Consider the following 16,744-nt stretch of genomic DNA (forward strand, 5'->3'; position numbering starts at 1 on the left):
TTAGTTCTGCAATACCGATGACACCAGCAGCTGGGTGTACGGATGATGGGGATCGTCAAGTACGCGGTCGGTTAACCCACTTTCCACCACCTGACCCTGTTTCATCACCAGCAGACGGTCCGCCAGCAGGCGCGCAACACCCAGATCGTGGGTGACAATTACCACCGCAAGGTTCAGCTCCACCACCAGGCCGCGCAGCAGGTCGAGCAGGCGCGCCTGTACCGAGACGTCCAGCCCGCCCGTTGGCTCATCCATAAACACCAGCTTCGGATGGGTCACCAGATTGCGGGCGATCTGTAACCGTTGCTGCATCCCACCGGAAAAGGTGGTGGGCAGGTCGTCGATGCGCGAGGCGGGGATCTCTACCTCCTCCAGCCAGTGCTGCGCCGTAGCGCGGATGTTGCCGTAGTGGCGCGCGCCGGTCGCCATCAGCCGTTCGCCGATATTGCCCCCCGCCGAAACCTGACGGCGCAGGCCGTCCATCGGGTGCTGATGCACCACGCCCCACTCGGTGCGCAGCAGGCGGCGGCGCTCGGCCTCGCTCATGCCGTACAGCGAGGCGCCTTCGTAGAGAATGTCGCCGTTGTGCGGCGTCAGGCGCGCGGAGATCGATTTCAGCAAGGTGGTTTTGCCGGAGCCGGACTCGCCGACAATCCCCAGCACTTCCCCCGGCCACAGTTCGAATGACACGTCGCTAAAGCCTTTGCCCGGCGCGTAAAGGTGGGTCAGGTTGTTAACCGAAAGCAGCGGTTTCATTGGCTTTTCGCCTCGCTCTGTTGGCGGCAGTAGTCGGTGTCGGAGCAGACAAACATCCGTTTGCCGGTGTCGTCCAGCACCACTTCATCCAGATAGCTGTGCTGCGAGCCGCAGATAGCGCACGGCTCGTCCCAGGCCTGCACCGTAAACGGGTGGTCGTCAAAATCGAGACTCTCCACGCGGGTATACGGCGGGACGGCATAGATGCGTTTTTCGCGCCCGGCGCCAAACAGCTGCAGGGCGGGCATCATGTCCATCTTCGGGTTATCGAATTTCGGGATCGGCGACGGGTCCATCACGTAGCGTCCGTTCACCTTCACCGGGTAGGCGTAGGTGGTGGCGATATGGCCGAAGCGCGCGATATCCTCGTACAGCTTCACCTGCATCACGCCGTACTCTTCCAGCGCGTGCATGGTGCGGGTTTCGGTTTCACGCGGCTCGATAAAGCGCAGCGGCTCCGGGATCGGCACCTGGAAAATCAGGATCTGATCTTCGGTGAGCGGCGTTTCTGGGATGCGGTGACGGGTCTGGATCAGCGTCGCGTCTTCGGTTTTTTCAGTGGTGTTCACGCCCGTGACGCGCTTAAAGAAGTTGCGAATCGACACCGCATTGGTGGTGTCGTCCGCCCCCTGGTCGATAACCTTCAGCACGTCCGCTTCGCCGATCACGCTGGCGGTGAGCTGAATGCCGCCGGTCCCCCAGCCGTAGGGCATCGGCATTTCGCGGCCGCCGAACGGCACCTGATAGCCCGGAATGGCCACGGCTTTCAGGATGGCGCGGCGGATCATGCGTTTGGTTTGCTCATCCAGATAGGCAAAGTTATAGCCGCTTAAGTTAGCCATTTCTGCGCTCCCGTTGCAGGCATTTCAGCAGTTCCAGTTCGGCCTGGAAGTCGACGTAATGGGGCAGCTTGAGGTGCGAGACAAAGCCTGCGGCTTCGACGTTATCCGCGTGGGCCAGCACGAACTCTTCGTCCTGCGCCGGGCCGGCGGCGTGCTCACCGTAGTCTGGTGCCTGCAGGGCGCGGTCAACCAGCGCCATTGCCATTGCCTTGCGCTCGCTCATGCCGAACACTAGCCCGTAGCCACGGGTAAAGTGCGGGTCATCATTTTCCGGTGCGACAAAGCCGTTAACCATTTCACACTCGGTAACCAGCAGTTCGCCGACGTTTACTGCAAAACCGAGCTCTTCCGGCACGATTTCGATGTCGAGGTAACCGCTGCGGATCTCCGCCGCGAACGGGTGGTTGCGCCCGTAGCCGCGCTGAGTGGAGTAGGCAAGCGCCAGCAGATACCCCTCGTCGCCGCGCATCAGTTGCTGCAGGCGCGACGATCGCGAGCACGGATAGACCGGCGGCGTGCGGGTAATGTCGTCAGGTAACGTGCCGGAATCTTCTTCCGCTTTTGCGAGGCCCTGCTTCGCCAGCAGGCTAAAGACGTGCGGAGAGGCTTCCTGCGCGGCATCGGAGGTGGCAAGCGACGGTACGTCGCCGTTCGCCAGCAGGGTGAAATCGAGCAGGCGGTGGGTATAGTCGTAGGTGGGGCCAAGCAGCTGACCGCCGGGAATATCTTTATAAACGGCCGAAATGCGGCGTTCCAGACGCATCTCCGGGGTACTCACCGGCTCGCTTACCGCCAGCTTCGCCAGCGTGGTGCGGTAGGCGCGCAGCAGAAAAATCGCTTCGACGTTATCGCCACTGGCCTGCTTCAGCGCCAGCGCCGCCAGTTCGCGATCCGCGATGCCCCCTTCGGTCATCACCCGATCGACGGCCAGGTTTAACTGCTGTTCTATCTGGGCGACGCTCAGCTCGGGAAGCTGTTCATCACCCCGTCGTCTCTGCTCTTGCAGCATGTGGGCGGCGGCAATCGCCTTCTCGCCCCCCTTGACGGCAACGTACATCAGCACACCTCCACGTGGGTGGTTCGCGGGATGGCCAGCAGGCGCTCGCCGCAGGTGAGGATCAGGTCGATACCCAGCGGGAACGGGTGCGGACGCTCGGTCAGCTCATGAATAATGCACTCCGGCAGCTGCGGGGCGACCATGCGCTCCTCGGCAATGCCTGCCCCGGTCAGGCGCAGCATGCGGCCACCGCTCAGGCTGGTGACCTGCAAAATCAACGTGGCGCTGGCCTCTGGCGCCACGGCAGTGCCTTCGCTCAGGGCGTTGAGCTGCTCGTGGCTGATCTGCTCGTCGGCCACGGCGAAGACCGCCTGCTGGGGCTGTTCAACCAGTGGCGCGTTGGTGTGAAAACGCAGGTTCTGACAGGCGATGTCGTTGGTCAGCGCACCGGAGAGCCACACCGGGGTATCGTTGTCGGCCAGCGTCAGCAGCACGCTGGTGGTGGCGAGGTTCAGCGGCAACCAGCCCTGCGCAAGCTGATGCAGCGAGACGATGACGCCCGGCTCGCTCATGGCTTTCAGCAGGCGACGAAAACTTTGTTGGGCATCCTGGACGGCGAGGGTAAAAGCGGGTTGAAGCGTCATGCGTTATCTCCGCGAACGAGCGTAAAGAAGTCGACCCGGCTGGTGTTAACTTCAGCCTGACGCGCAGCAAGGCGTGCGGCGCGGTCAGCTTCCAGCGGGGTAATCAAGGTTTCCATCAATGACTGGAAATAGGGTTGTTCTTGCAGCAGGGCGTCGATAACGGCGCACTGCTCGGCATGATGTTTGTTACGCCCCAGCTGATAGCTGTAACCCAGAGTACCGCTGGACAGGCGCACAACAGCACGGGTGAGGGTGGCGTCACCGGCAAAAAAGCGTTCTCCGGTGCCGCCCATGCGCGCCTGGATCTGCACCAGGCCACTCTCCGGTGCGCGGATCAGTTCATAGGTCGGCGTGAGGGCAAGGGCAGAGACGCGCGCCTGCAACGCCCCGGGGTCGCTATGTGCCAGGACGCGCATCCAGTGCTGACGGGTGGCGGTATCGAAGTGCATTCAGTGCTCCATGGTGAATTCAATCATGTCGGCGCGGGTCAGGCTGACGGAGTACTCCGTCGCGTTGATCTCGCCGTCACGGTGGTTGAGGGTGCGCACGCAGAGCAGCGGAGCCATGTTGGGGATCTCCAGCACCTTGCTCTCTTTTGCCTGCGCGCGGCGGGCGCTGATGCGCGTCTGGGTGCGCTTGAGCGCGATGCCCGTGGCCTCCTGCAGAAAATCATGCAGCGAGCCATTGGCGAAATGCTGCAGCACTGGCCAGAGGGAGAGGTCGGCAAAGTAGTGATCGATCTGGCACACCGCCACGCCGTTGACCCGGCGCAGGGTGCGCAGGTGTACAACGTTTTCACCCTCGGTAATGCCCAGTGCGTCCGCCACGTGGCTGGAGGCCGGACGTAATACTGAGAGCAGTTTTTCGCTGGTGGGGTGGCTGCCCTGGTCGAGCAGGTTCTGGCTAAAGCGCGCCTGCGCGTTAAGCGGGTAGTCGAACGGGCGCATCAGCACCAGCACGCCGACGCCCTGGCGGCGCTGTACCCATCCGCGCTCCACCAGTTGGTCAATGGCGCGGCGCAGGGTGTGGCGATTCACTTCGTAGCGGTCGGCAAGCTGCTGCTCGGCGGGCAGATAGTCCCCGCAGCGGTAGTGGGTGCGAAGTTCCACTTCGAGCTTTGCCGCAATCTCTTGCCAACGGGTTGGGTAACTGGTCGGATGTCTGGATAAGTGCATAGAAATCAAAGCCTCGCTTCTCAGATGAAGTGCTTACGCAAACGTTGAGAGAGGAAATCCAGCAGGCTGACGGTGATGATGATGAGTACCATCAGGGCGCAGGTTTGCTGGAACTGGAAACCACGAATCGCTTCCCACAGGGTGACGCCGATACCGCCTGCGCCAACCATGCCGACCACGGTGGCCGAGCGAACATTGGATTCAAAGCGGTAGAGGGAGTAGGAGATCAACAGCGGCATCACCTGCGGCAACACGCCATACAGAATCTCTTCAATTTTGTTGGCGCCGGTGGCGCGGATGCCTTCGACCGGGCCAGGCTCGATGGCTTCCACCGCCTCGGAGAGCAGCTTGGAGAGCACGCCGGTGGTGTGAATAAACAGCGCCATTACGCCGGCAAAGGGACCGAGACCGACGGCGACCACGAATAGCATGGCGAAGACCATTTCGTTAATGGCGCGGCAGGCGTCCATCAGGCGGCGCATCGGCTGGTACACCCACCATGGCACGATGTTTTCGGCGCTCATCAGGCCAAACGGGATGGAGAGGATGACCGCGAGGGCGGTGCCCCAGACGGCGATTTGCAGGGTGATGGCCATTTCGCCGAGGTAGTCCTGCCACTGGCTGAAGTCCGGCGGGAAGAAGTCGGCGGCGAAAGTGGCCATGTTGCCGGAATCTTTCACCAGCAGCAGCGGGTCCATTTCCGCGCCCTTCCAGGAGATAACAAGCACCGCCAGCAGGATGGCCCAGCTGATCAGCGAGAACCAGCTGCGCTTTGGCGGTGGGAGAGGGATGGTTTGCATGGTAACTCCTTTATCTGTTCTCCCTCTCCCTGTGGGAGAGGGCCGGGGTGAGGGCATCAGCGTGTGCATTTCCCCCTCACCCTAACCCTCTCCCTCAAGGGAGAGGGGACTGTCCGGTGCGGTTTTTACCCTCTCCCACAGGGAGAGGGAGAAAAGATTTACTGCACCGCTTTATTCACGCTGGTCATCGCGCCGAGCGCGGCGGTCAGGCGGTCGAGATCGTCCAGCTGTGCCTGAATTTCAGACACTTTGCTGCTCTTCTCTTCCTCCTTCAGACCCTTGTTGTCCTTCACGCCCTGCATCTGTTTAAACAGCGCCAGCTGGCGAATCGGGACCAGCTGCAGGTCGCTTGAGGCGCGGAACGGTGCCCAGCCCAGCCTCTCCAGAACGGCTTTTTCTTCCGGCGTTTTGCCGTAGGTCATAAAGAAGTCGTACACCTTGTCCTTGGTGCTTTCTGAGAGGTTTTTACGCCACACGATCGGGTCGCCCGGGATCAGCGGTGATTTCCAGATCACCTTCAGTTCTTTCAGCTTGTCCGGCGCGGAGGTCTTCAGCTTGTCGAGGTTTTCGGTGTTGTTAGTTGCCACGTCCACCTGCTTGTTGGCCACGGCCAGGGCGTTGGTTTCGTGCCCGGCGTTGACGGTGCGTTTGAATTCGTTGGTTGAAATATTGTTTTTGGCGAAGACGTAATAGCCCGGCACCAGGAACCCGGAAGTGGAGTTCGGATCGCCGTTGCCAAAGGTCAGCTCTTTACGTTTGGCGAGCATGTCGTTGAGGTTATTGATCGGGCTGTCTTTGTTCACGATCAGCACGCTCCAGTAGCCCGGAGAGCCATCTGCCGCCACGGTCTGCGCAAAGACCTGGCCGTTGGCGCGGTCTACCGCTTCCATCGCGGAGAGGTTGCCGTACCAGGCGATGTCGACTTTGTTAAAGCGCATCCCCTGGATGATGCCCGCGTAGTCCGGGGCGAAGAAGGCGTTCACTTTGATCCCCAGTTTGGTTTCCATATCTTTCAGGAACGGTTCCCACTGAGGTTTCAGGTTCTGCTGTGATTCCGTCGAAATAATGCCAAAGTTCAGCGCTTTTTCCTGCTCCTCGGCATACGCCGGGCTTAACAGGGTGCTGATGCTGAACAGGCTGGTGAAGGCCAGCGCGGCAACGGCTTTGTAGCTCATGTACTTTCCTCGGATCGGGTGAATTAAGCAGCCTGAGCGCGCTCTTCGACGCGGTTAATGCTGCGGTAGAGATGGTCAAAGCGTTCGTTATCGAACTGATGGCTTGCGCCATCAAAGAAGACATGTCCCTGACGCAGGGCGACGATGCGCTCGCAGTAGCGCAGGGCATAGTCCACCTGGTGTAGCGTGACCACCACGGTGATGCCGTCGTTCTGGTTGATGTCGCGCAGGGTCTCCATCACGATGCGCGCCGATTCCGGATCCAGTGAGGCGATGGGTTCGTCGGCCAGAATGATTTTCGCTTTCTGCATCAGGGCACGGGCAATGGCGACGCGCTGCTGTTGTCCACCGGAGAGGGTGGAGACGCGCTGGTGGGCGAAGTGGGTCATGCCGACGCGGGTCAGCGCCTGCAGGGCTTCTTGTTTCTGGGAAGGGGAGAACCAGCGCAGACAGGTGCGCCAGAACGGGGTGCTGCCGAGCGCGCCAATCAGCACATTCTCCAGCACCGTCAGGCGGTTCACCAGGTTGAACTGCTGGAAGATGTAGCCTGTCTGGGCGCGACTTTTACGGATGTCACGCGCCAGGCTGCCGGCGCGCTGGACGGTGTTGCCCAGCAGCTCGACGTGGCTTTCCGGCGTTTTATCGCAGGTAATGAGGCCGCTCAAATGGCGCAGCAGGGTCGACTTTCCTGAACCGGAAGGCCCCAGCAGCGCCACCATTTCGCCCTGCTGGACGGTCAGATCAACGGCATGGAGCGCCTTATTATGGTTAAAAGACTTACTCAGTTTTTCGACGCGAATGACAGTGTGCATGTGTCGGGCCTCACGATAAATGTGGCCTCATGCTGGCGGATCAATGTGACATTTAGGTTAAGTGCTGGTTGCGGGAGTTTGAAGAGTTGAAGCGATGGCGATGACAGGCGATTGCCTCTGCACAAGTGCCGGCGAAGGAGAGGCAGAGGCTTAACGGCATAATCGTTACCTCAGGTAAGAGAAGCCCGTTACGTGTCGTTCTCGTCCGCCCGGTAAGCGAAGCCTCACCGGGCGGAGAAATCAGTTCTTTTTGACGAACTCAGATTTCAATTTCATAGGGCCAAAGCCGTCGATTTTGCAGTCAATGTTGTGATCGCCTTCAACCAGACGGATGCCCTTCACTTTGGTGCCGATTTTCAGCATGGAAGAGCTGCCTTTTACTTTCAGATCTTTAATTACGGTTACGTTATCGCCATCGGCCAGCAGGTTGCCGTTCGCATCTTTCACGATCAGTGCGTCACTGTCTGGTGCCGGTTCGGCATCGTTCCACTCGTGGGCGCATTCCGGGCAAATAAACAGACCGTTGTCTTCGTAGGTGTACTCGGAATTGCATTTTGGGCAATGAGGTAGCTGCATGATGGACTCCTGAAATAGTGCGAAGCGGCGGGAGTGTGCCCGCCAAAAACCGACGTATTGTCGAAAAAGGCGGCAAGTATAACGTAAAACCTTACTGTTGTCGGTGACATTGTTTTTATCAAGAAATTTAAAAAAAGTATGGCGGATGACATTTTCTGTCAGTCAATTAAGCGATGCTAACTCCCACATCCAACGGAGTAACGGCCATGATTGAATTAATCAGAATTTTATTGCGGCAAATTGCTACGTACTGCCATTTCGGATAAGGTAAGAGCAGCTTTGCTATTTTTTAGATTTCCCGAACTACCCACACTTTGTTTGGGTAGGGCTCTCCTCCCTCTCATTTTGGGTAGGGGAAATAATAATGATATATCCTGACCTTTCTTAAATTTGAGCTACGCTCTTACTCTTTCGGTTTCCCTGACCGAGGGGCTCGCTCCGTTGTTAATGCATTTTTTAAATATAAAATTTCAACAGCATCAATCGCTTATATTTTAGTGGGGATATTTTCCACATGTAATCAATAAAACCGATCCTTCATTATTAAAATTATTCGGTTTAATAAAATTAAGAAATTTGCGTTAAGGGAAGTTATTGCATGCACACACAAACAATATTTGAATTGAGCCAGGAAGCGGAACGGCTACTGCAACTCTCTTTGCAAAACCTTGAAACCTTAAAAGCGATGCCTGTCGCGATAATGGACAGTACTACCACGGCGTTGACGGGTGAAAGCAATAATGTCTTGCCGCTGCATTTCAGCGCCCGGGGTTTAGACGCCCAGCAGTCGATGCTGAACAATGAACTGCGCAAAATTACCCGGCTGGAGATGGTGCTGGCGATTGTTGGCACCATGAAGGCCGGGAAATCGACCACCATCAATGCCATCGTCGGTACGGAAGTGTTGCCAAACCGCAACCGCCCGATGACGGCCCTCCCCACGCTTATTCGTCATACGCCGGGCCAGAAGGAGCCAGTGCTGAACTTTTCGCACGTCGCGCCGATCGATACCTTAATTAAGCAACTGCAAATAAAGCTGAGTAATTGCGATCGCGGCAAGCTGGCGCAACAGCTGGAAATTGATAAAGACATGAATGCCCTGCTGGGGCGTATTGAAAAAGGGGAGGCGTTTGAAAAACGTTATCTTGGCGCCCAGCCCATCTTCTATTGTCTGAAAAACTTAAATGATCTGGTGCGCCTTTCCCAGGCGCTGGAAACCGACTTTCCCTTCTCTGAATATGCAGCTATCGAACACATTCCGGTGATTGAGGTGGAGTTTGTTCATCTGGCCGGGCTGGATGCGCATCTCGGACACTTAACACTTCTTGATACCCCCGGGCCGAACGAGGCCGGGCAACCGCATCTGCAGAAGATGCTGGCAGAACAGATCTCCCGCGCCTCGGCGGTGCTGGCGGTGATGGATTACACCCAACTTAAGTCGATCTCCGACGAAGAGGTGCGTCAGGCCATTTCGGCGGCAGGGAGATCAGTGCCGCTCTATGCGCTGGTCAATAAATTCGACCAGAAAGATCGTAATAGCGATGACGAAGAGCAGGTGCGGGCAATGATCTCCGGCACCCTGATGAAAGGGTATATCTCTCCGGGGCAGATTTACCCGGTCTCTTCCATGTGGGGATATCTGGCAAACCGCGCGCGTCACGAACTGGATCAACGCGGTAAATTGCCGGATCACCAGAGCCAGCGCTGGGTACAGGATTTTGCCGAAGCGGCGCTTGGCCGCCGCTGGCGCACCGCCGATCTCGACGACATTGAGCATGTTCGTCACTCTGCCGATCTGCTGTGGGAAGATTCCCTGTTTGAACAGCCGATCCGCAAGCTGATTTATGCCGCTTATGCTAATGCTTCGCTGTATGCCCTGCGTTCTGCATCGCATAAGTTATTAAACTACGCGCAAAATGCCCGTGAATATCTCGATTTTCGCTATCAGGGGCTGACGGTAGCCTTTGATGAGCTACAGCTCAATATCACCCGTCTGGAAGAGGACATGGCCCTGTTACAGCGTCGTCAGGAGTCGGTCAGCGATGAGGTGAGGCATGAAGTCGAAGAGGCGCTCTGCACGGCAGAGGGGTTTATTAACGGGCAGAAGGGGCAAATCCAGCAGGCGATAAGTCAGGTCTTCAGCAGCGATAATCTGCGCGATCTAACCGGCTATGACCTGCGTTTGCGTAGTGATGATCCTGCAGCCGCGGAGCTACTGGTGCTGGAAGATGAAGGCCAGGCGCAGATTGTGCTCAGTAAAATCCGCTCCTCCTGCGAAATGATTCTGCTGGCGGCGCAAGAGCGTATCAGCCGTGAACTGGCTCTGCGTTTCGATCAGCTTGAATCCACCCTGGCGCGCTCGCTGAATGATGCCATGCGCCCCATTGAGACACGTATCAAAGAAGAGTTGAGCCACGCCGGTTTCCGGGCGCGGATCAGCTTCCCGGCCTTCCAGGCCAGCCAGCTTAACTTTAATACCCGCGGCCTGTTTAACGACGTGATTGCCCGTGAGAACCTTCCTGCGAGCCAGGTGGCAGGCACGAGTAGCGTGCGTGAAACGGTCTCTCGCTGGCTGAATAATCCTGGCTGGGGTTGGGATGACTACGTCGTGACACATACCCGTTACGTGATCAACGTGGCTGAGCTGCATGACAAAATTAATCACCATATTGAGCAGTTTTGTGCACAAATCCGTAAAGCTTTGGCCGCGCAGGTCGATGTCTCTGTTACGGCAGGCATGGCGACTTTCTTTGCGGAATTTTCGCTATGTCTTGCAGGATTACAAGAAAGCTTGCGTGATAGCCTCGCGGTGCGCCAGCAGAATGAGCATGCTACCCGGTCGCTCACTCAGCTGCTTTCACAGTGTATCTCCACCGCGACGTGGATTCAGGAAGATACCCGACTGTTACGCGATGATATTCAAACTCTATTCGCGGCAGAGCAACCATGACAAAACAACTACTGGACGGTCCCGGGCGGACGCTGGAGTGTATCCATCCCAAATTTATGGTCGATTTGGTGCAAGGGGTGGATGCCACGCGTCAAACCCCGCTCGTGCCACAGCAACAGCAGTTTCGTGAACGTTTAACCCAGGAGATCATGACGCAGACTCAGCTTCGTCCATGGGCGATGGCGGGAATGTTCAGCGAAAATGCTGCGCTGCGGCTTGGGCTGGCAGAGAAACTGGCGGGCATGTTTGACCCCGGCCATCTTGCGCTTACCCGCATGACACAGAAACTGGACGCATTACGCCAGCACACGGGTCTGCGCAATGCGCCCCCGCCAGGCTTGTTGCAGCAGTACGATACCCTCTCTTCTCATTTCCAGCAGCGTGCGGTCTGGAAAGTCAAAGCGTTAGGCCAGCGCGGCTTAACGGTGCAGGCCGGTGAGCATACCGAACAGATCTTTACCCGCTGGCGGGCCGGCCATTACGACGGCTGGTCCCTGGCCGGGCGCGGTTATGTGGCGCTGGAAGAGTTGCGCTGGGGAGCGTTTGGCGACGCCTGCCGGCTGGCCAATGCCGACGTGAGCGCCATGCTGAAAGATGAGCTGCAAAATCAGGTGGCGAACTACCTGGCGCTGGGCATTAATGCGGCACCAGCCACGCGCCATTTTTACCATCAATGGCTTGCCACACCGGCGTCTCCGGGTCTGATCGATCATAAAGATATGCTGGGCTGGCTGGGCGACTGGTGTGATGTGGACCGTCATCCGGTCTGCTGGTCGGTGACGCAAAGCTGGCAAAACGTGGCGCTGGGGATGCCGAGACTCTGTTCGGCGACAAGACTGGCGAAAGCCATGGTAGAAGAGGTCTTCGCAGAGTAAAAACCCTCTCCCGTGGGAGAGGGTCAGTCACTTAGTGGTGCAGCGATTCCACTCTTTGTTCTTCAGCTTCCGGCGCCGGGATGTTACCGAAGCGTCTGGCGTACAGTGCAGTGATGATTGGCACCAGAATCGCGGTGACGATCACGCTGGCCGCAACCAGTGCGGTAGCGGATGCGGCAACCGGTTCAAAGGCCGGGTTAATCTGCGCGATGATGACCGGGTTAGCCACCGCAGCGCCCGCGGCGGATGATGCCGCCACCCCCGCAGTCCCGTTGCCACCGCCAATGACGCGGTCGGCAATAATCAGCGGAATACCGGTGATGATGATCACCGCCACGCCCAGCACGATACCCAGCAGGCCGGTCTGAAGGATCACGTTCAGGTTGATGGTGTTACCCAGGGCGAAACCGAAGAAGGGAATCAGTACCGGCGTTGCTTTGCTGAAGAAGTCACGCAGGTCGTGGTCCAGGTTACCGAGGGCGAAACCGATCAGGAATGGCAGGATGGCGCCAACAAAATGGTGCGCTTCAAACGAGGCCAGACCTGCGGAGCCGAGGATCAGCATGGTCATCAGCGGGCCGGACTCCAGCGACATCAGAACGAAAGCACCGGACTCCTCTTTGGTGCCATACTGGTTCATCAGACTGGCGTAGAGACCGCCGTTGGTCATGTCCATGGCAGAGACGATGGCAAGTACGGAGAGACCCGCAAAGAAGCCCGTCTGGATCCCATTTTCTGGGATGAACATCGCGCAGAGCATCGCCACAATCCATGCAACGGCAATTTTAGTCAGTACCAGCGTGCCGGACTTACGTAATACCGTTCCGGTTGCACGTAAATTAATGGAAGCACCGATACAGAAGAACCATACCGCCAGGATCGGCACCGTACCGGTAATCATACCTTTAGTGAATCCACCGAAATAAGCCCCGGTGTTAGGCGCTAAGGTATTTAAAATGGCACCCAGCACCAGCGGAACCAACATCATCCCACCGGGAATGCGCTCAATCGCGGCTTTAATTTTCATCGTGTACCCTCGCATCTCATCACGCATCGCCGGCGGACAAGTTAGAAACCAATAATTTAATGAATTCAACGCATTGAGGGCTTTGTGCGCCTGGCAATCCGTTATTCATACAGCAAACATAATTCGGTTTGGGTTTTGGCCTTCGACTGAAAGCATTTAAACCCTGTTGACCAGACTTATGATGCGATCGATGGAATGGCGATTCAATGAAAATAAAACAGTGTTTTAGTTATCTGGATCACATATTTTTCGGAAACCGATCGGCGCCCTTTTGATTATTAAAATTGCTGTAAATTGGATGTGAAGAAATGTCGTTTATTTTTTGTTTTCGTGCGAATAATAACTTAAGGAATGATATTTAAGAGGTGGGGGTTGAGACGTATCTCAATTGAGAAAATTGACCTTTCATTACGTAGGCTTAAGGTCGCTAAATATATATGTGAAGTTGATCACAAATATAAACGCTGGTAGGGTAAGGAGGTCATTAACTGCCCAGACAGGCGTCAACAGGTTCGGTTGTACTGACTTTGAACGTCAGTGTAAGTAAACCTGCTACGCTTGAAAGAGGAGAATGCGCACGATGCGCTTCCCGGGTCCACAAGGTGCTCTTAAAGCACTGTGGTAAGGACAGGGCTTAGTCTACGAGGTTAGCAATGCTTAAAAGGAAAAAGGTTAAACCCATCACCCTGCGTGACGTCACTATCATTGACGACGGTAAATTGCGCAAGGCGATAACCGCGGCTTCGCTCGGTAACGCAATGGAATGGTTCGATTTTGGCGTGTATGGCTTTGTGGCCTACGCGTTAGGTAAAGTGTTCTTCCCCGGCGCCGATCCTAGCCTGCAGATGATTGCAGCGTTAGGTACGTTCTCCGTTCCCTTCTTAATCCGCCCGCTGGGTGGTCTGTTCTTCGGGATGCTTGGCGATAAATATGGTCGCCAGAAAATACTCGCGATTACCATTGTTATCATGTCCGTCAGTACCTTCTGTATTGGCTTGATACCGTCGTACGCCAGTATTGGTATCTGGGCGCCCATTCTGCTGCTGCTGTGTAAGATGGCCCAGGGCTTCTCGGTCGGTGGTGAGTACACCGGCGCGTCAATCTTTGTGGCTGAGTATTCGCCGGACCGTAAGCGTGGTTTTATGGGAAGCTGGCTGGACTTTGGCTCCATCGCAGGCTTTGTGCTGGGTGCGGGTGTCGTGGTCCTGATTTCCACCGTGGTGGGTGAAGCGAACTTCCTGGAGTGGGGCTGGCGTATCCCGTTCTTCCTGGCGCTGCCGCTCGGGGTGATTGGTCTCTATCTGCGTCACGCGCTTGAAGAGACTCCGGCTTTCCAGCAGCATGTCGAAAAGCTGGAGCAGGGCGATCGCGAAGGATTGCAGGAAGGGCCTAAAGTCTCGTTTAAAGAGATTGCCACTAAACACTGGCGTAGCCTGCTGACCTGTATTGGTCTGGTGATCTCCACCAACGTGACCTACTACATGCTGTTGACCTACATGCCGAGCTATCTGTCGCATAACCTGCACTACTCGGAAGATCACGGCGTACTCATTATCATCGCCATCATGGTGGGGATGCTGTTTGTGCAGCCGATTATGGGCCTGCTGAGTGACCGTTTCGGTCGTCGACCGTTCATTATTCTCGGCAGCGTTGCTCTGTTCGCGCTCTCGATTCCGGCCTTTATCCTGATCAACAGTAACGTGCTGGGGCTGATTTTCGCCGGTCTGCTGATGCTGGCGGTGATCCTGAACTGCTTTATTGGCGTGATGGCATCCACTCTGCCGGCGATGTTCCCGACGCATATTCGTTATAGCGCCCTGGCGGCAGCGTTTAACATTTCAGTGCTGATTGCCGGCCTGACGCCGACCCTGGCGGCCTCGCTGGTAGAGAGCACGCAGAACCTGATGATGCCTGCCTACTACCTGATGGTGATTGCGGTCATTGGTCTGGCGACCGGTCTGACCATGAAGGAGACGGCGAACCGTCCTCTGAAAGGCGCTACACCGGCGGCATCGGATATTGCGGAAGCGAAAGAGATCCTGCGCGAACATTACGATAACGTCGAGCAGAAGATTGAAGATATTGACGCCGAAATTGAGGCGTTACAGAAAAAGCGTTCTCGCCTTGTTGATCAACATCCGAGAATTAATGAGTAATAAAAAACCCGGCGCAAGCCGGGTTTTTTATTAGCAGCCAGCGGCGATAAAGTCGCCGTCCGCGCTGATGGGGATCACCGTTAAAAAGAGCACGACGGCAAACAGAATAAGCACCACGCCTCCGGCTATCCTGGCTGCGGGCGCCAGCCAGCGTAACGACGCAGGGCTATCAAACAGCGCCACGGTGCGCTCACGGGCATAACGTACCGCCAGGGACAGGCCCATAATGGATAACGCGGTACCAAGCGACATGGTCATGACCGCTGCCATTCCCCAACTGACAATCCCCAGCGCATTCGAGAACAGCAAAATCATGATGGCGCCGCTGCAGGGCCGCGCACCAATCGCCAGAATCACACCCAGACGCGTTTTCCAGTCGCCTTGCGTCATCCCGGCCCCTACGCCGTGATGGCCGCATCCGCACTGGTCACTGTGTTCGTGCAGCGGTTTGATGGCAAAGAGGGTCATTTTGCGGGGCAGCAGGCTTTTTAGCGCCTGATAGATGATGAAGGCACCGAATGAACCGATCATCACGGCGCTGATTTTCTCGACGTACCAGCGGCTGGTGCTCAGATCGCCGGACGCCATATTCAGGCCGACGGCGAGGATGAACACAAACAGAATGGCGCTGACGCCCTGCATCAGGCTCCCGAGAAACGGCACCATGCGAGATGCCCGATGGCTCTCGGTATTGGTGCTGAGCCAGGTGGTTACGATAAATTTGCCATGCCCGGGGCCGATAGCATGCAGCACGCCATAAAAAAAGGCCCCCGTCAGTAGCCATAGCCCGCCGCTGAACTGATGGTTATTCAGTTGCAGCAGATACATCACCAGATAACGATGCAGCGTGATTTGGGTGGCGAGGCACCACTGGATAAAGCCGTTCCAGTGAGTGTGCAGCGTGAAGCCAGCAAAGAGGACTATCAAGGCCAGCAACCCTGCCGTGGGCAATCGCCAGTCGCGCGTTAGACGGTATGTATTCATAAGGAAGCCTGCGGGTGAGTGTGGCTGAATTATAGCAAGCGCAGAATGAGGGGAGGATGGGTATTTCGTGATGGCTTGCCAGGGACTTATGTAGAAAGCGTGGAATCGCGTGTCAGCCAGAAAGCAAAAAACCCGCCATAGGCGGGTTTTTCTAAATAGTGGTGCCCGGACTCGGAATCGAACCAAGGACACGGGGATTTTCAATCCCTTTAAAAGAGCCCAAACGATCCATCAGCACTAACAGTTTTTTACTGGTTTACCTTGAGAAAAATGTTTAAGTTTGGTTCTTCATGACTTAAGTATTGCTTAAATACGGCGTTTCGAAGCTACCAGAATCCTACCATTATGAGCCTATACCCATAGAAGAGAAATTATCTCCCGTTCTCGCGATTCAATGACTAAAAATCAGACGGTGCAGGCTTTTAGATACTGATATTATATCTTTTGGGTAAAGTATTAATCTCTGTTGAGATAGGCTCTTAGCCTTAAAATAGCCGAGCAGCAAACGCCAAAACAACAATACTGACATTACCATTAACTGTCGCAATGGTTCTGAGTCGGTCGTCTTTAAGTGTTTTACCATCAAATGTTGCGATGGTGCGGAGTCGATCGTCTTTCAGGGTCTTTCCATCAAAGGTAGCGATGGTGCGGAGTCGGTCGTCTTTCAGGGTTTTACCGTCAAAAGTTGCGATGGTTCTGAGCCGGTCGTCTTTCAGGGTTTTACCGTCAAAAGTTGCGATGGTCCTGAGTCGATCATCTTTCAAGGTCTTGCCATCAAAGGTCGCGATAGTCCTGAGTCGATCGTCTTTTATAGTTACGCTCATAAGCATTCTCCTGTGATACGTCCGTTCAGCACTTTACCATCCAAAATAAAGCACTGGTTTCTATAAGTTCTGGACGCTAATCATTTGAATATGCGTTTAAAATCCATCCAGTTAGCATTAACATTAACCAGCGCTTCATCGATCATAACAG

The 16,744-nt window shown here is 56.0% G+C and carries 16 protein-coding genes; 3 read left to right on the plus strand and 13 right to left on the minus strand.

Going from position 1 to position 16,744, the window contains the following annotated elements; genetic code table 11:
- From phnK to JZ655_RS01545, 10 genes are all read right to left on the minus strand, one after another.
- Window positions 1-756 carry a phosphonate C-P lyase system protein PhnK gene (gene phnK / locus JZ655_RS01500; protein WP_040077563.1) on the minus strand — a complete coding sequence of 252 codons (756 nt, stop codon included), beginning with the start codon at window positions 754-756 and terminating at the stop codon, window positions 1-3.
- Window positions 753-1,598 (minus strand): alpha-D-ribose 1-methylphosphonate 5-phosphate C-P-lyase PhnJ, encoded by an 846-nt coding sequence (gene phnJ / locus JZ655_RS01505; RefSeq protein ID WP_040077562.1) that lies wholly within the window; start codon window positions 1,596-1,598, stop codon window positions 753-755. Before phnJ ends, phnK begins: the two co-directional genes overlap by 4 nt.
- Window positions 1,591-2,655: a carbon-phosphorus lyase complex subunit gene (locus JZ655_RS01510; RefSeq protein WP_207292826.1), complete on the minus strand. Its 1,065-nt coding sequence runs from the start codon at window positions 2,653-2,655 to the stop codon at window positions 1,591-1,593. The genes phnJ and JZ655_RS01510 overlap by 8 nt, the downstream gene beginning before the upstream one ends.
- Entirely contained in the window at window positions 2,655-3,239 is a 585-nt protein-coding gene (phnH, locus tag JZ655_RS01515) for a phosphonate C-P lyase system protein PhnH (RefSeq protein WP_040077560.1), read from the minus strand. The genes JZ655_RS01510 and phnH overlap by 1 nt, the downstream gene beginning before the upstream one ends.
- Entirely contained in the window at window positions 3,236-3,688 is a 453-nt protein-coding gene (gene phnG / locus JZ655_RS01520) for a phosphonate C-P lyase system protein PhnG (protein WP_207292827.1), read from the minus strand. The genes phnH and phnG overlap by 4 nt, the downstream gene beginning before the upstream one ends.
- Window positions 3,689-4,414: a phosphonate metabolism transcriptional regulator PhnF gene (gene phnF / locus JZ655_RS01525; RefSeq protein ID WP_207292828.1), complete on the minus strand. Its 726-nt coding sequence runs from the start codon at window positions 4,412-4,414 to the stop codon at window positions 3,689-3,691.
- Window positions 4,415-4,434: 20 nt separating this feature from the next.
- The gene (gene phnE, locus JZ655_RS01530; RefSeq protein WP_207292829.1) at window positions 4,435-5,214 is read right to left on the minus strand and encodes a phosphonate ABC transporter, permease protein PhnE; all 780 of its coding nucleotides are present in this window, start codon (window positions 5,212-5,214) and stop codon (window positions 4,435-4,437) included.
- 158 nt (window positions 5,215-5,372) lie between these two features.
- Entirely contained in the window at window positions 5,373-6,389 is a 1,017-nt protein-coding gene (gene phnD / locus JZ655_RS01535) for a phosphonate ABC transporter substrate-binding protein (RefSeq protein ID WP_207292830.1), read from the minus strand.
- A 23-nt stretch (window positions 6,390-6,412) separates the two neighbouring features.
- Entirely contained in the window at window positions 6,413-7,201 is a 789-nt protein-coding gene (gene phnC / locus JZ655_RS01540; RefSeq protein WP_207292831.1) for a phosphonate ABC transporter ATP-binding protein, read from the minus strand.
- 240 nt (window positions 7,202-7,441) lie between these two features.
- Window positions 7,442-7,777 carry a zinc ribbon domain-containing protein YjdM gene (locus JZ655_RS01545; protein ID WP_040077554.1) on the minus strand — a complete coding sequence of 112 codons (336 nt, stop codon included), beginning with the start codon at window positions 7,775-7,777 and terminating at the stop codon, window positions 7,442-7,444.
- Window positions 7,778-8,375: 598 nt separating this feature from the next.
- Between JZ655_RS01545 and crfC the strand changes: the two genes are divergently transcribed.
- Window positions 8,376-10,727 carry a clamp-binding protein CrfC gene (gene crfC / locus JZ655_RS01550; RefSeq protein WP_207292832.1) on the plus strand — a complete coding sequence of 784 codons (2,352 nt, stop codon included), beginning with the start codon at window positions 8,376-8,378 and terminating at the stop codon, window positions 10,725-10,727.
- Window positions 10,724-11,602, plus strand: a complete 879-nt coding sequence (locus tag JZ655_RS01555) for a diguanylate cyclase regulator RdcB family protein (RefSeq protein WP_046885498.1) — start codon at window positions 10,724-10,726, stop codon at window positions 11,600-11,602. The genes crfC and JZ655_RS01555 overlap by 4 nt, the downstream gene beginning before the upstream one ends.
- Before the next feature lie 31 nt (window positions 11,603-11,633).
- On the opposite strand, the gene kdgT is transcribed toward JZ655_RS01555, so the two are convergent.
- Entirely contained in the window at window positions 11,634-12,629 is a 996-nt protein-coding gene (gene kdgT, locus JZ655_RS01560; RefSeq protein WP_040077550.1) for a 2-keto-3-deoxygluconate transporter, read from the minus strand.
- 653 nt (window positions 12,630-13,282) lie between these two features.
- Here kdgT and proP point away from each other — a divergent pair.
- Window positions 13,283-14,785: a glycine betaine/L-proline transporter ProP gene (proP, locus tag JZ655_RS01565; protein WP_046885497.1), complete on the plus strand. Its 1,503-nt coding sequence runs from the start codon at window positions 13,283-13,285 to the stop codon at window positions 14,783-14,785.
- A gap of 30 nt (window positions 14,786-14,815) precedes the next feature.
- Here the strand turns inward: proP and JZ655_RS01570 are convergent, their stop codons facing one another.
- Window positions 14,816-15,769, minus strand: coding sequence for a nickel/cobalt transporter (locus tag JZ655_RS01570; protein WP_207292833.1), 954 nt, complete (start codon window positions 15,767-15,769; stop codon window positions 14,816-14,818).
- A 485-nt stretch (window positions 15,770-16,254) separates the two neighbouring features.
- Complete coding sequence (locus JZ655_RS01575; protein ID WP_023293487.1) at window positions 16,255-16,593, minus strand: 5-fold beta-flower protein; 339 nt, start codon at window positions 16,591-16,593, stop codon at window positions 16,255-16,257.
- Window positions 16,594-16,744: the final 151 nt, after the last annotated feature.

Source organism: Leclercia pneumoniae (assembly GCF_017348915.1).
In the GTDB taxonomy this organism is placed as follows: domain Bacteria; phylum Pseudomonadota; class Gammaproteobacteria; order Enterobacterales; family Enterobacteriaceae; genus Enterobacter; species Enterobacter pneumoniae.